The 16,022-nt window shown below is 40.5% G+C and carries 13 protein-coding genes and 1 riboswitch; of the genes, 11 read left to right on the forward strand and 2 right to left on the reverse strand.

Going from position 1 to position 16,022, the window contains the following annotated elements; translation table 11 throughout:
- Positions 1-79 precede the first annotated feature (79 nt).
- The 7 genes from MKZ11_RS07160 to gnd all read left to right on the forward strand — a co-directional run bounded on the left by MKZ11_RS07160 (position 80) and on the right by gnd (position 7,429).
- Entirely contained in the window at positions 80-658 is a 579-nt protein-coding gene (locus MKZ11_RS07160; RefSeq protein WP_340793350.1) for a hypothetical protein, read from the forward strand.
- Positions 651-953, forward strand: a complete 303-nt coding sequence (locus tag MKZ11_RS07165; RefSeq protein WP_340793352.1) for a hypothetical protein — start codon at positions 651-653, stop codon at positions 951-953. Before MKZ11_RS07160 ends, MKZ11_RS07165 begins: the two co-directional genes overlap by 8 nt.
- Before the next feature lie 53 nt (positions 954-1,006).
- Positions 1,007-1,936: a hypothetical protein gene (locus MKZ11_RS07170; protein WP_340793354.1), complete on the forward strand. Its 930-nt coding sequence runs from the start codon at positions 1,007-1,009 to the stop codon at positions 1,934-1,936.
- 345 nt (positions 1,937-2,281) lie between these two features.
- Entirely contained in the window at positions 2,282-3,010 is a 729-nt protein-coding gene (locus MKZ11_RS07175) for a GntR family transcriptional regulator (protein ID WP_340793356.1), read from the forward strand.
- Positions 3,007-4,551, forward strand: a complete 1,545-nt coding sequence (gntK, locus tag MKZ11_RS07180) for a gluconokinase (RefSeq protein WP_340793358.1) — start codon at positions 3,007-3,009, stop codon at positions 4,549-4,551. Before MKZ11_RS07175 ends, gntK begins: the two co-directional genes overlap by 4 nt.
- Before the next feature lie 109 nt (positions 4,552-4,660).
- Positions 4,661-6,007 (forward strand): GntP family permease, encoded by a 1,347-nt coding sequence (locus MKZ11_RS07185; RefSeq protein WP_340793360.1) that lies wholly within the window; start codon positions 4,661-4,663, stop codon positions 6,005-6,007.
- Positions 6,008-6,025: 18 nt separating this feature from the next.
- Complete coding sequence (gnd, locus tag MKZ11_RS07190) at positions 6,026-7,429, forward strand: decarboxylating NADP(+)-dependent phosphogluconate dehydrogenase (protein WP_340793362.1); 1,404 nt, start codon at positions 6,026-6,028, stop codon at positions 7,427-7,429.
- Between the two features lie 66 nt (positions 7,430-7,495).
- Here the strand turns inward: gnd and MKZ11_RS07195 are convergent, their stop codons facing one another.
- A complete protein-coding gene (locus MKZ11_RS07195; protein WP_340793363.1) occupies positions 7,496-8,062 on the reverse strand; it encodes a hypothetical protein in 567 nt (188 codons plus the stop codon).
- A gap of 165 nt (positions 8,063-8,227) precedes the next feature.
- Here MKZ11_RS07195 and MKZ11_RS07200 point away from each other — a divergent pair, with 165 nt between their 5' ends.
- Positions 8,228-9,553, forward strand: coding sequence for a PQQ-dependent sugar dehydrogenase (locus MKZ11_RS07200; RefSeq protein ID WP_340793366.1), 1,326 nt, complete (start codon positions 8,228-8,230; stop codon positions 9,551-9,553).
- Between the two features lie 109 nt (positions 9,554-9,662).
- On the opposite strand, the gene MKZ11_RS07205 is transcribed toward MKZ11_RS07200, so the two are convergent.
- The gene (locus MKZ11_RS07205) at positions 9,663-9,860 is read right to left on the reverse strand and encodes a hypothetical protein (RefSeq protein WP_340793369.1); all 198 of its coding nucleotides are present in this window, start codon (positions 9,858-9,860) and stop codon (positions 9,663-9,665) included.
- 1,155 nt (positions 9,861-11,015) lie between these two features.
- Positions 11,016-11,122, forward strand: a riboswitch (SAM riboswitch).
- Between the two features lie 171 nt (positions 11,123-11,293).
- On the opposite strand from MKZ11_RS07205, the gene MKZ11_RS07210 reads away from it, so the two are divergent.
- The 3 genes from MKZ11_RS07210 to MKZ11_RS07220 all read left to right on the forward strand — a co-directional run bounded on the left by MKZ11_RS07210 (position 11,294) and on the right by MKZ11_RS07220 (position 15,972).
- Positions 11,294-13,168 (forward strand): bifunctional homocysteine S-methyltransferase/methylenetetrahydrofolate reductase, encoded by a 1,875-nt coding sequence (locus MKZ11_RS07210; RefSeq protein ID WP_340793371.1) that lies wholly within the window; start codon positions 11,294-11,296, stop codon positions 13,166-13,168.
- A 43-nt stretch (positions 13,169-13,211) separates the two neighbouring features.
- Positions 13,212-15,506, forward strand: a complete 2,295-nt coding sequence (metE, locus tag MKZ11_RS07215; protein ID WP_340793373.1) for a 5-methyltetrahydropteroyltriglutamate--homocysteine S-methyltransferase — start codon at positions 13,212-13,214, stop codon at positions 15,504-15,506.
- A gap of 73 nt (positions 15,507-15,579) precedes the next feature.
- Positions 15,580-15,972, forward strand: coding sequence for a hypothetical protein (locus tag MKZ11_RS07220; RefSeq protein WP_340793375.1), 393 nt, complete (start codon positions 15,580-15,582; stop codon positions 15,970-15,972).
- Positions 15,973-16,022: the final 50 nt, after the last annotated feature.

Raw genomic sequence — 16,022 nt, forward strand, 5'->3', positions numbered from 1 at the left:
TGGTGATAATGATTAAGTACCAAACATATCTTAAAGAGAGGAGATTCCTCTCTTTATTTTTTTTGAAATGGGGTAGAAAATGGTGAAACACAGTAGAAATCATGTAGAAGAGAAGGTTGCGGAGCTTCAACATCAAACAAAATCATACCTGCATGAAATTAAGAAATTGATAGATGAGCTGCATGAACCTGCCAGAGTGAATATAATAAGTTATTTTACATACTCACTGAACATTTCACACGACCCGGAGCAGGAGAGCCTATGTCTAGGATCATATCATTTACATAACATAGGGAATCAGCCAATTATAAATCCTTACTTATGTATAAAAATCCCTAAAGATAGTCCTTTCTCTTTCTCCGGTAAATATGTTTATGAACACTTTAAGCAGTCATTAAAAGGTGCGGGTGGATGGGAACGAACAAATGAAAAAACGAATAAAGAGGAATTCTGGCTTAAGCCTTTAGGCAAACCATCGATAGAACCTAATGAAATCATTTCATTTTCGAATTTTCAGATTAAATGGTCGCCTAAAGAAACTTATGCAGGGAGTATCACTGGATTTACATTCAGTGATCAAGTGAAAGATGGGATTGCTGCGATTAATCCTATCAATCTTAATGGAACTGTCCGTATACAGGGGGATGAAAATGAGTGAATTCGATGGAAATGAACAAGATTTACTAATAAAGCATGTAATCCGCCAATTTATGAAAGACCAGCTTAACGAACGTAAAGAGGATAGGCATGAAAATAATAATAGTTTTGTATTTCTAGAGAATAGTACATTGAATATGTTAATTATCTATCTGTTGATGAACGGAGAGCGCCGGTCCTTTGGAGAAGTGAGTGAGGATTCTCAAGAAAAGACTTTAAAGAAGCTTGAACAAGTCATGGCGGATAACAAAAATGACTTTGAAGAAATGATTGCTTTGCTAAGAGAAAAGTTTTAAGGGCTTCTGATGCAACCCTTGCCACCGAAACACCTGTGAAAGGAGGTTCAGCTATGAATAGTGAATACATCAAAAATAAGGATCCTCTGCAACTCCAACAAATGATTATCTTTTTAAAGGCAGAATTAGCAAAGTATAAACAGGAAGTTAAAAAATATCATGACAGCTACCACTATTCATTAGCAGAAAAGCTAGAGCAGGAAAATCTACAGTTAGTAAATGAAAAAAACATGCTATCTGAGGAGTTACAAACGTTACATAAAGAATTTGAAAAGCGGACTAATGACTATAAAAAACATATTCATTTACATGAGATCCAAAGCGAAAAGTATATTACTTCTATTGATACATTGAGGAAAACAAAAACTGGTTTATGGACGACGAATAAACAGTTGACCGATGTCATTAATGATTTAAAAGACGGACTTGATACCAGTCTATATAATGATAGGCAAATTTCTTCTCTTTATAATAAGATTGCAGAGTATAAAACGACTATAGAGCAGCTCGAAAATAAGTTGGTACATCTCATTCAAGAATCCAATACAGAAGTGCAATCCCGAATAGAAAAATTAGACATAACTAACCAAAAGCGAATCGAATCTGAAAAAGTGCAACAGCATTTACTAAAAGAAATCGAAGAAAAAAGCAGTATAATAAGAAGACTACAAAGTGAAGTATCAGATTTACAAAAACAGAATAAAAAAATTGCAGCAAATAAAAGCGGTAACAGAAAGAATAGCATTTCTACAGATATTAACTCCTACGATTTGACAAGTCTATCTGCAATTGATGCTGAAACACTTCTGCAATTAGACCGTCAAATAAAAGAGTTATTGGCTAAATCGTTGGACTACGAGGAAAAATTGGATGCTAAATTGATTTTACTTAATATGTTGGAACATGAATTAGATCAGATTACTGGAGAAATTGAAGCCATAAAAATGTCCCATGTAGATGACAGGGTTTCAAAGAAATATTGACAACGTTGAGACTGTGATATGTTGGAAAAATAAACTCATAAAAGCTCACCTTTTCAATTGGGTGAGCTTTTTAGTATGCTCGATGTTGAGTTACAAAAAGGGCAAACGGACATCCATTTGTTCAGTTATACTTTCCCTTTATTGTTGATACTGTTCGAGTAGATTTATTACTTCTGGAGGCCCTCTATCATACAGGATTTGTCATTCCATTGGAAATGCATCACCCATTAAGAACCGTTTCAATATCTTTCTTTTAATCCATCATATAAGCGTTTACATTTCGCCATTTTTGCACTATCATACTTGTATACAAGTATATCTATATGTAGATAGGGAAGTGATGGTATGAGTAAATCCAAGGATTTCCTATATCCTGAAAAATGGATTGCAAGCGCTTCCACAGGAGGACGTTTAGCATGCGAACTTAGGATGCGGATTATTTCCGGCGTAATAGAAAAGGGCACTGTTTTATCGGAAAATAAATTAGCTTTGGAATTTGAAGTGAGTCGTTCTCCTATTCGCGAGGCATTAAAAATATTGGCATCAGAAAATATTATACGATTAGAAAGAATGGGTGCGGTTGTAGTTGGTTTAACCGAGAAGGATATCAAGGAGATCTATGATGTACGTTTACTGATAGAAACCTTTGTTTATGAACGAATCGTTAAAATAGACACAACGGAATTAGTAAGAGAACTAAGTAAGATACTCGAAATGATGGAAGTCGCCATTAAATACAAGGATGCAGATGAATTCTCCTATCAAGACGTTTTGTTTCATGAAACGATTATTCGTTCAATTGACCATTCATACATCATGCTGATTTGGAATAACACGAAACCTGTTATGGAAAGTTTAATCCTTTTATCGATGCGAATGCGTTTGGTGGAAAAATACGATGATTTCACACGTATCTTGAGTAACCATGAAATTTATATTAAAGCCATAAATACAAAAGATCGAGATATCATGATTCAAGCTTTGCATCAAAACTTCGATGATGTGCAAGGTAAAGTGACAGACCTTTGGATGTCGCAACAAATGCTCGCTAAAAGAAAGGAGCGAAAAGTATGACGAACTATATGTTAGGTGTAGATATAGGTACAACGAGTACTAAAGCTGTTTTATTTACCGAAAAAGGTGAAATCATACAGCAAGAGAATATTGGGTATCCCCTTTATACACCAGACATCTCAACAGCAGAACAGGATCCAGAAGAAATATATCGAGCGGTTTTACAAGCCATTTCAACTATAATGAGAAGTTCACAAATTTCTCCGGAAAAGTTACTGTTCATATCATTTAGCAGTGCGATGCATAGCATTATCGCGATGGATGAAAATGATCAGCCGCTGACGCAGTGTATCACCTGGGCAGACAATAGAAGTGAAGCTTGGACCCGTAAAATAAAAGAAGAGTTAAATGGTCATGAAGTGTATAAACGAACTGGAACACCTATTCACCCCATGTCCCCTTTAAGCAAAATTGCTTGGATCGTGCATGACCGTCCTGAAATAGCGATAAAAGCCAAAAAGTATATAGGCATTAAAGAATACATTTTCAAAAAATTCTTTGACCGGTATGTCGTGGATCATTCTATCGCTTCAGCAATGGGCATGATGAATCTTAAACAACTGAAGTGGGATGAAGAGGCATTGGAAATTGCCGGGGTGACCCCCGATCAGCTTTCGGAACTTGTACCGACAACCGAGATTTTCACTAATTGTAACCTGGGAATAGCGAACAAGCTTGGTGTCACTCCGCAAACTTCCTTTGTCATTGGTGCAAGTGATGGGGTTCTTTCCAATATAGGCGTGAATGCGATAGGCAAGGGAGAAGTTGCAGTAACGATTGGGACGAGTGGCGCGATTCGAACAATCATAGACCGACCTCAAACAGACGAAAAGGGACGGATATTTTGTTATGCACTAACCGAGAAACACTGGGTTATTGGCGGTCCTGTAAACAATGGCGGAATGGTACTTCGCTGGATTCGCGATGAATTTGCCTCAGCAGAAGTAGAAACAGCGAAGAGGCTTGGCATTGATCCATATGAAGTGTTAACGAAGATTGCTGAACGTGTAAGACCCGGATCGGATGGATTACTCTTCCATCCATACCTGGCAGGAGAACGTGCACCCTTATGGAATCCTGATGTACGCGGCTCATTTTTTGGTTTAACAATGACGCATAAGAAAGAGCATATGATTCGAGCGGCTCTTGAAGGCGTGATTTACAATCTATACACAGTATTTTTAGCATTGATGGAAGTCATGGATGAACCAGTTATCCGAATTCAAGCAACGGGCGGATTTGCACGGTCAGACGTTTGGCGTCAAATGATGGCCGACATATTCGATCTGGAAGTAATTGTCCCGGAAAGTTATGAGAGTTCCTGTCTGGGTGCCTGTATTTTAGGGCTCTATGCTGCCGGAAAAGTTGATTCATTTGACGTTGTATCTGAAATGATTGGCAGCACCCATAAGCACACACCTATAGAATCCGATGTACAAGAATACAGAAAACTATTACCGATATTCATTAATTTATCCAGAGTATTGGAAAATGAATACACAAGCATCGCAAGTTATCAAAGAAGCTTAATAAAAAAATAATTTTAAATATATATGTTGAAATAATGAATCCATTGAATCTGCTGCGGCTAAACCTTATAAGGCGCCTATGCTGTATACATTTATTCGAAATATATAGGAGGAGATTGTTATGCCGTTATTTATAGTAGCGATAGGGATTATTGCGTTACTTGTTTTAATCATGGGCTTTAAATTAAACACTTTTGTTTCTTTAATCATTGTCTCTTTCGGTGTTGCTTTAGCCTTAGGGATGCCGCTGGATAGCATTGTCTCCTCAATTGAAGCTGGACTGGGCGGAACACTAGGTCATTTAGCGCTGATATTTGGTCTTGGTGCAATGTTGGGAAGACTAATTGCAGATGCCGGAGGGGCACAACGCATTGCGATGACCCTCATCGACAAATTTGGAGAAAAGAATATCCAATGGGCTGTTGTGGTTGCTTCATTCATTATCGGTATCGCTTTATTCTTTGAAGTAGGATTAGTGTTATTAATTCCAATCGTATTTACAATATCAAAACAATTAAGGGTTTCTATTTTGTATTTGGGAATCCCTATGGCCGCCGCCCTTTCCGTGACGCATGGTTTCTTACCGCCGCATCCGGGGCCGACAGTAATAGCAGGAGAATATGGGGCAAATATCGGTGAAGTTTTACTTTATGGTTTCATTATAGCCATTCCGACCGTCATTATTGCCGGTCCTTTATTTACCAAGCTTGCTAAAAAACTTGTTCCTGATTCGTTCAATAGAACAGGGGATATTGCATCTTTAGGTGAGCAAAAAACGTTTAAAATAGAAGAAACACCTGGTTTTGGAATCAGTGTATTTACAGCAATGTTTCCTGTTATTTTAATGTCTATTGCCACGGTTATTTCGATGGTACAGAAGACGATGGATATTACAGATAACCGGGCTTTTGAAATCGTACGTTTTATTGGAAACGCTTCAACAGCCATGTTGTTATCTTTATTACTCGCAGTCTTTACCATGGGATTAGCTAGAAATATCCCAATGAAAGCAGTGATGAATTCATGTTCTATCGCAATTGCAAACATCGGCATGCTGCTTTTAATTATTGGCGGCGGCGGGGCATTTAAACAAGTACTCATAGATGGTGGTGTTGGGGGTTATGTAGCTGATTTATTCAGTGACACCTCCTTATCACCTATCTTGCTTGCATGGATTATCGCAGCTATCTTAAGGATTGCTCTAGGGTCAGCGACTGTTGCGGCTTTAACAACAGCTGGGTTGGTTATACCGATGTTAGGTACGTCTGATGTAAACTTAGCTTTGGTCGTACTAGCGACAGGGGCGGGTAGTTTAATTGCATCACATGTGAATGACGCCGGTTTCTGGATGTTTAAAGAGTTTTTTGGTTTGACGCTGAAAGAAACATTTGCAACATGGACTTTGCTTGAATCGATTATTTCAGTAGCTGGTTTAGTGTTTATTTTATTACTAAGTTTAGTGATATAGAAAGGGGTCTGAAAGTATATGAGTAATACAATTGGCATTATTGGTCTTGGGGTAATGGGCAGCAGTATCGCGTTAAACATGGCAAGTAAGGGTGAAAAGGTGGCTGTCTATAATTATACAAGAGAGTTAACTGATCAACTTTTAGAAAGAAGCAACCCCGAGCAAATTTATCCGTATTATGATGTGCAAGGTTTTGTACAGTCTCTGCAGTCACCGAGAAAGATATTTCTTATGGTTACGGCTGGTGAAGTTGTAGATACAGTGATTCGTTCACTAGTACCTTATCTTGAGCCGGATGATATTATCATGGATGGCGGCAATTCAAATTACCAAGATACTGCACGCAGATATGATGAATTAAAAGCTAAAGGAATCGATTATTTAGGCATTGGTGTTTCAGGCGGTGAAGAAGGGGCATTAAAAGGGCCTTCCCTCATGCCTGGCGGAGATAAGGAAGTGTATGAAAAAGTAGCACCTATACTTACTAAAATTGCTGCTCAAGTAGAAGGGATCCCTTGCTGCGTTTATATCGGTCCAAAAGGTGCAGGTCATTTTGTGAAAATGGTGCATAACGGTATTGAATACGCAGATATGCAGCTTATCGCTGAGGCCTATACTTTTTTGAGAGAGAAACTCCATATACCATTGAATGAAATTGCTGATATTTTTGAAACGTGGAATCAAGGAGAACTAAAAAGTTATCTAATTGAAATCACTGCCGACATTTTGAGAAAACAAGATGATAAAACAGGTTTGCCGCTTGTAGATGTAATCCTCGACAAAACTGGCCAAAATGGAACAGGTAAATGGACCAGCATACAAGCAATCGATAATGGCATCCCGGTGTCAATTATTACTGAATCGTTATTTGCCCGTTACCTTTCCCATGTGAAGGAGGAACGGGTGCATGCATCCAGTCTATTGGCAGGTCCAGAGGCTCGGGATGAAGAGTTAGATCAAGAAAAATGGATTGAATATGTAAGACAAGCCTTATATATGGGGAAAATCTGTGCTTATGCACAAGGGTTCACTCAATATAAAAGGACGTCGGAACTTAACGGCTGGAACTTGCCGTTAAAAGACATCGCGCTTATTTTCCGCGGCGGCTGTATTATACGAGCGGAATTCCTAAATACAATTAGTGAAGCTTATGATGCACAAGCGAGTATTGCTAATTTATTGGTAGCGCCATACTTTGTAGAAAAAACAAAAGAGTACCAACTAGGTTTAAGAAATGTAGTTGCGGAAAGCATGATGTCAGGTATGTCGTTTCCATCCTTAAGTGCTTCCCTCACGTATTATGATAGTTATCGTACAGGTCATTCCAGCGCAAATCTATTACAAGCACAACGTGATTATTTTGGTGCGCATACTTATGAGCGTACTGATAGAGAAGGCTCTTTCCATACAAATTGGAAATGACTTTATAATTCTGAAAAGACCTTTTGTGAGTTCAATGAACTTTCAAAAGGTCTTTTTGGCATTACTTTATTTCAGATCTAAAACCATGTTAATCTTACGAAGCAGAAACAGACCGAATTCTAACCATAACCAGCTGTAAATTAAGGAAAATCCAAAAATACCTATCATAGACTGTATGTTAAACCACGGAGAGATGACAGGGCCGAATAGCGGAAAGCCGAAAACGTACAAGGGTATACAAGCACCAAGCAGTAATAATAACCCATTTACAATTAAAATCCCAAACCGCCGATTTAACTTGCAGAATGTCCAGCCAAGTCCTAACCCGAGCAGACCTGTAGTGAATGGGAAAATAATCAATTCACTTGGTTGAATTAATAATAATAAACAACTAGTTAGTACATAAGTCGAAACACCCGAACGGAATGAAATCAATGCAGCCAGCAAAATCGGGGCAGTGGCAAATGGGCTAAAGAAATAACCAATTCCGGGTAACAACCCGCCAGCCGCTTGTAAAATTACTGCAAGTGCCGTCATCAAAGCCGTAAACGACATCTTTTTTGTACTTGGCCACTTGTCAAAGAATTGATGAATATCTTTTGGATGAGATGGTATGGATTCATTAAAATACACGGTCTCACTCCTTTTAGTTAAGCCTTTTCAACCAGTAGAAAATCTCATATCACATTGTCTATATATAGTATAAGAAAATGAGAGCAGCTGTGACTCGAATGAGTGCCCAAAAGCCCAATGGTTGAATAGATTGATAAGGAAACTGTGGAGAGGGGATAGTAGCAGATGACTGAACGGAACGGTATGGAACAAACTCCTTCAAGAAAGATTGATCCTAGAGATATCCAATTACCGCCTGGTTACACGATCGATGTGTTTGCTGCCGGTTTAACCACACCTATCAATATTACCTTTACCGGTAAAGGGGAAATGTTAGTTGCTGATTCTGGGATAACAGATGGCAATGGCAAAGTGTTAAAGCTGACGCAACAGGGGTTTACCGTAATAGCTGACGGCTTTAATCCTCCATTAACGGGAATTACTGAATACCAGGGCAATATTTACGTTGCACATCGACGCTATGTCACGATGATTTTGCCGGACGGGACTAAAAAGGACGTCATTGAAGGTTTGCCAAGTAACGGGGATCATCATAATAATCGGGTGGTGTTCGGACCTGATGGGAAAATGTATTTTGGTCAGGGAACTGCAACCAATAGTGGGGTTGTAGGGCTAGACAATAGTTGGGTTAAGGAATATCCATTTTTCCACGAATATCCAGGTGGAAGAATTACCTTGAAGGGACAGGGCTTTAAAACGTCCAGTTTTTTAGATAGCTTTCCAGATCGATTGACTACAACTGGTGCGTATGTACCTTTTGGGATTGCAGCCTATCCAGGAAAAGCAGTGGATGGAATTACACGTGCAAATGGAAGTATATTGCGCGCCAATGCAGACGGCTCTGAGCTGGAGTTAGTCTCATGGGGATTACGCAACCCTTTCAGAATACGATTTGATCGTTATAACCGTTTATTTGCAGCCAATCATGGGATTGACGTTCGAGGGAGCCGCCCAATCGCCAACTCACCGGATGAATTTCAGTGGATACGGCCTGGTTTCTGGTATGGTTTTCCGGATTTCACCGGGGGATTACCCGTGACCTCGCCACAATTTAAACCAGAGGGAAAACCACAGCCAACATTTCTCTTAGCTGAACATCCTATGCAACCTCCCCGACCAGTAGCCACTTTTCCGGCACACTCCGCAGTGATGGGATTCAGTTTTAATGAAAGCCCTGCCTTTGGTCCAGTCGGGGATGCTTATATTGCCGAGTTCGGAGCAAATGCTCCTGTTACAACTGGAGGAAAACAATTACCCCGTGTAGGGCACCGTATTTCCCGCATCGATATGCAAACGGGGCAGGTACATGTGTTTGCATTGAATCGATCGGGTCTCCCAGCTTCAGAAACGCATGGGGGCGGCTTCGAACGGCCCATTGATGCCGTTTTTGACGTTAGTGGTGTCCTTTATGTCGCTGACTTTGGGCTCTTTGCTGGAAAAAATGCCATTCCTGAGACAGGGGTTATTTGGCGGGTAACAAAAAAAGCTTAAAAGTGCCAGTTGAGGAGTCCGTTTTCTATACAAACCTATTTCTTCATAACAAAAAGACATGTGCGGTTGTGGAACCGTACATGCCCTGAAATATCGACTTTTCAGCCGGTTACTGGAACATTGTTAGTAAAATCACAATGACCCCAAGCATGATTGAAATCCATGCCAATACTTTTTGTGGATAAGCTAAACAGATTAATCCGAGAACGAGTGCGGCGCCACCTAACCAATAAGGGGCATAAAAGAATCCTGCTACGGCTAAAATAATTGCCAGCCAACCAATCCAGATGCCTAAGGAAGTTTTCAAGTCAATGACCTCCTTTCACTTCAACGGGAACAACAACTGGGTAAACCGGTGATTCGTTATTGTTCTTATAATTTATTATATGCAAGGTTATAGAATTTGCAGTGATCAATAGGGGCATTATTATTTATTTAGACGACTATTCAAGAAGATTTCAGAGATGCCATTTCGGGAAGAAAAAAATTGAAACTATGAAATATATATGTTGAATTAAAGAATCCCATTGAATCTGCTATGGCGGTCAATAATGAGAGAGTTGTAGTTCGGGGTGTGGATTGTAAATCGCTTGGCGCTTTGGGGGTGCCTTTCGCCGTAAGCCTGGATTAGCGCTTTGCATCCAGTCTTACGGCTTCGGCGACCCCTTTGCCGCGCCTGCGCTAGGGTGTTCATCATCGAGAGAAATGTGATTTTGAGATGTATATGCCGAGATTATAATGTGAGTAGTAGTTGATACTATATAAATTGAAATAAAGAATTCCACTGAACCGCTACGGCGCTAGGGGATGCCTCCCGCCATAAGCCAAGCAGCTTCGCCGCCAGTCTTATGGCTTCGGCTACCCCTGTTAAGGCGCCTTCGCTCAGTTTATACACCGGATTCAATAGTTCAACATATAGAATTAGAGTCAAGAAAGACACACTCCAGATTGCAGATTTCATCACAGCTAATGAAATGCGCTCTCTCACATCGACCATCCAGCGAAGGCGCGACTTCGTGGTAGCCGGAGCGATAAGACTGAGGAGGGATGCAGTTCAATCCCTCCCAAGTGCTCTCCTTTCCGGCTTATCGCGGGAGGCATCTACAAAGCGCCGAAGCGATATTAGCAGGATATCTAATCCATTCCTCATGTATTGGGACATTCGTTGATCACATTCGATCGATTTATGGCACTCCAGGTTGTAGGTCTTATCCCCGAAAACGAAATGCGCTTTCTCACATAGAGGCCATCCACAAGGCGTCGAAGCCGTATTGGTGGGAATTCCATTTCACTACAAGTATTGGGGTCTTTTTCAGTGGCCTCCCAAAAACCCTTGTAAAGCGCATATGCTGTATTCATTTTTTCAATATATATAATGTTTTTTTAAAAAGGTGTTGCTAATTTTCCAACAATGAGGTAAAGTCTGTAATAACATAAGTAAACAAATCCAACTTAATAGTTTTTCTTATCTAGAGAGGTATAGGGACTGGCCCGATGACACCTCAGCAACCGCCATTTTGGCACGGTGCTAATTCCAGCAAGCCGGAAATGCGGCTTGGTAGATGAGGAGAAGACTTATTCAAATTTAGAGTCTACTTCCTTTATTAAATACAGGAAGAGACTCTTTTTTGTTTTTATAAATTCTTCCAATAAGTAACATAATTTCAAAATGAAGGTGTTTTAAAACGGATTTTCAAAACAATATTTGTGGCAGTGGGAAAAAGAAAGGAGAAAATATAGTTGTCGAAATTACTGGATACCATGAAAGAACGCATTTTAATTGGTGATGGGGCAATGGGAACCCTTCTTTACTCACATGGGGTGGATCTGTGTTTTGAAGAACTGAACTTGACGCATCCCGATCAGGTGCTTCACATCCATCAGGCATATATTGAGGCGGGTGCTGACATTATACAAACAAACACCTATGGTGCCAATTATATAAAGTTAGCACGTCACGGTTTAGAGGACAGCGTAAAAAAAATAAATAAAGCAGCTGTCCAAATTGCAAAAAAAGCTGCCGGCGAGAATACATTCATCCTTGGAACTATCGGGGGGATTCATGGTTCCCGAACATCTATCGGAACAAAGGATGAAATCAAGCGCAGTTTCAGAGAACAATTGTATTGCCTGCTACTTGAAGGGGTAGATGGACTACTTTTAGAAACCTATTACGATTTTGATGAATTAACAACTGTACTCAAAATAGCACGTGAGGAGACAGATCTTCCAATCATTACAAACGTTTCGATGCATGAAGCCGGCGTACTACAAAATGGCTTGGAGCTTGCGGACGCATTGCAACAATTAGAAGATCTAGGCGCTGATATAGTCGGCATCAACTGCCGACTTGGTCCACACCATATGTTGAAATCTTTAGAAACTGTCCCAGTGATGAAGCGTGCCCTGTTATCGGTGTATCCGAATGCCAGTTATCCAGGATATAAGGACGGTAAATTATTTTACGAAAATGAACCTGACTATTTCGAGAAATTTGCATTGAATTTTAGGAAGGAGGGGGTCAGTTTAATTGGCGGATGTTGCGGGACAACGCCAGAACATATTCAAGCATTAGTGAAAGGACTTCCAAATCGAAAGCCGATTATAGAAAAGCTTGTTAAAAAGAAGGAAGCAAAAATAGAGGCTACGGAGTCTAAGACGAATGGAATGCAAACACCAACATTGCTTGAAACAGTGAAAAAAAGACATTCGATAATTGTTGAACTTGATGCGCCCAAACATTTAAATACGACTAAATTCTTCGAAGGGGCCCAGGCGTTAAAGGATGCAGGTGTAGACGCTATCACATTGGCTGATAATTCCTTGGCGACCCCAAGAATTTGCAATGCTTCAATGGCATCGCTTGTTAAACAAAAGATTGGGGCCACACCCCTTGTTCATGTGACATGCCGGGATCGGAATCTGATTGGCTTGCAGTCACACCTCATGGGATTACACACATTAGGTATCACTGAGTTATTGGCAATTACGGGAGATCCTACAAAAATAGGCGATTTTCCCGGTGCAACATCTGTTTTCGATGTGACATCCTTTGAATTGATTCAACTTATCAAGCAATTTAACGGAGGCATTTCAAAGTCAGGAAAGTCATTGCAACAGAAAACGTCATTTACTGTGGCAGCGGCCTTTAATCCGAATGTTCGCCATTTAGATCGCGCCGTTGAGAGATTAGAGAAAAAAATAGAAGCTGGAGCCGATTATTTTATTACCCAGCCAATCTATAGCAAGGAAAGAATTATAGAAGTTTACGAGGCAACAAAACATATTGAGACACCGACATACATCGGAATTATGCCGTTGACCTCGTCGCAAAACGCCGAATTTCTGCACAACGAGGTACCAGGCATTAAGTTGACAGAACAAGTACGAGCAAGAATGGCATTATCTAACGGGAATCGTGAACAGTCTACGAGAGAAGGGTTAGAAGTTTCTAGGGAATTGATCGATGTGGCACTTGAGCATTTTCATGGCATCTATTTAATAACACCCTTTATGCGTTACGACATGACTGTGAATTTAACGGAGTATATACACAGCAGAGTGGACGCCGTTGTTGCAAGGGAGGTGATTCAAACCGAAAGTATCGTCTATTAAAATATGGAAAATAAAAAATAAAAAATAAAGGGGATAACATACGATGGTAAAAGTACAAAGTTCAAATAACGGGTACCCAAGAATTGGTGGAAAACGTGAATGGAAAAGGGCATTGGAAAGCTTCTGGAATGGAGCAATTTCAGAAGAAGAACTTTTAAAAATAACGCAAGAACTACGTTTAGATAGCCTTCGAAAGCAAAAAGAATTCGGTATTGATCTTATTCCGGTTGGAGATTTCTCGTTATATGATCATGTGCTGGACACCTCGATTATGTTTGGTGTCGTGCCAAAACGCTTTGCATATGCAGGCGGCAAGGTGCCTCTGGACACGTATTTTGCAATTGCCCGCGGAACTAAGGACGGGGTTGCTTCTGAAATGACCAAATGGTTCAATACAAATTATCATTATATTGTTCCAGAATTAGAAGGTGTAAAACCGAAACTAGTAGAGAACCGTCCATTGGCATTTTATAAAGAAGCAAAAGAAAAGTTGGGCATTGAAGGTAAGCCTGTACTTTTAGGTCCAGTTACATATATTAAACTGGCAAAGTCTTTCGGTGAAGAGAATTTCCCGGCTTTATTAAAACAGTTTACGCCCTTGTATATAGAGGTGTTGAAAGAGCTTGAAGAGGCCGGCGCAGAGTGGGTTCAGATTGATGAGCCAATTCTTACAAGCAAGTTGTCGAAAGAGGATTTTGAACATGTGCATCAGGCATATGCAGAGATCCATGAGGCAGTGCCAACATTAAAAATTATCCTGCAAACTTATTTTGAAAAAGTTGCTAATTATGAAGCAGTTGCTGCGTTGCCTGTACAAGGATTGGGTCTGGATTTTGTTCACGGTGATTCACTTGAATTGCTGCAGAAATACGGTTTCCCTAAAGACAAAGTACTCGCAGCGGGTGTCATTGACGGTCGGAATGTGTGGCGAGCGGATCTGGATAGTAAATTAACAGTGTTAGAAGAAATTCAGGCTTTTGTTGAAAAGGAACGTCTTATTGTTCAACCGTCGGCTTCATTGCTCCACGTGCCGGTTAGTACACAACCGGAAGAAAAATTGGATTCAATTATAAAGGGAGGCCTTTCGTTTGCCGATGAAAAGCTTGCTGAAATTGTTATCCTTAGTAAGGGCGTCCACGAAGGAACAGAAACTATTGCGACAGAGCTTGAAGAAAGCAGAGATGCACTTACTCGCCTAAATAACTCGAAATACCGGCAAAACGTTGAAGTGAAAGAAACGATCGAAAAGTTAACTGAACAAGACGTGAATCGCTCATTACCATTTGCAGAACGGATTATCGAGCAACAACAACGCTTTAAGTTGCCTCTTCTGCCGACAACAACAATTGGGAGTTTACCGCAGACACCAGAGGTAAGGCAGACGAGATCCAAATGGCGCAAAGGGGAAATTACAAATCAGGCCTATGAGCAATTTATTAAAGATCAGATTGACAAATGGATTGAAATTCAAGAGGCTATCGGCATTGATGTTTTAGTTCATGGAGAATTTGAAAGAACGGATATGGTCGAATACTTTGGTGAAAAGTTTGAAGGTTTTGCAGTGTCGCAGTTCGGCTGGGTTCAGTCGTATGGTTCACGTTGTGTCAAGCCGCCACTCATTTTAGGGGATGTTGCATTTAGTGAGCCGATTACTGTGAAGGAAAGTGTCTATGCGCAATCGTTAACGACTAAACCGCTAAAAGGGATGCTGACGGGTCCTGTGACAATTTTGAATTGGTCCTTTGTACGCGACGATATTCCTCGTTTTGATGTATTGAACCAAATTGCATTTGCACTTCGTCAAGAAATTGAAGAGCTTGAAAAGAACGGCATTCGTATGATTCAGGTAGATGAACCCGCACTTCGAGAAGGTTTGCCCCTTGATCCCGAGAAAAAAGATAGCTATTTGGATGCTGCTGTCTATGCGTTCAAACTAGCAACTGCTTCAGTTGAAAATGACACGCAAATCCATACACATATGTGTTATTCGGAGTTTAGCGGCATTATCCAATCCATTAGTGCGCTGGATGCGGATGTTATTTCGATTGAAACATCAAGAAGTCATGGCGAAATCATCGCGGCATTTGAGAACAATACGTATGATAAAGAAATTGGCTTAGGTGTTTATGATATCCATAGCCCGCGCGTTCCAAGCAAGGAAGAAATGAAACAAAATATTAATCGTGCCCTTAAAACCATTAATCCGAACCAATTTTGGATTAATCCGGATTGCGGTTTGAAAACAAGAAAAGAAGAAGAGACGATTGAAGGTTTGAAAGTAATGGTAGCAGCGGCGAAAGAAGTTAGGGAAAGTCAATTGGTTGCACAAAAGAATTAATTTTTTAAAATAAGTTCTTGAATAAGAGAGGCGTCTCCCCGTGCGTTAGTTAATGACGGAGGGGATGCCTTTTGTGATTGGTTGGCGAGGGAGATATGAGCGGTCGAGTGTAGTTTACGGTCGGTTGCTGAGGAGATATGAGCGGTCGAGTGTAGTTTATGATCGTTTGCTGAGGAGATATGAGCGGTCGAGTGTAGTTTACGATCGGTTGCTGAGGAGATATGAGCGGTCGAGTGTAGTTTATGATTGTTTGGCGAGTAGATATGAGCGGTCGATCGTAGTTTACGATCGTTTGACGAGGAGATATGAGCGGTCGATCGTAGTTTACGATCGTTTGACGAGGAGATATGAGCGGTCGATCGTAGTTTGTGATCGGTTGGCGAGTAAATATGAGCGGTGGAGTGTAGTTTACGATCGTTTGCTGAGGAGATATGAGCGGTCGAGTGTAGTTTACGGTCGGTCGTGAAGGATAGTACTCCACGGTATCTTTTAGTATACTATGGCACTACAAAGTGC

The organism is Sporosarcina sp. FSL K6-1508, assembly GCF_038007465.1.
GTDB lineage: Bacteria > Bacillota > Bacilli > Bacillales_A > Planococcaceae > Sporosarcina > Sporosarcina psychrophila_B.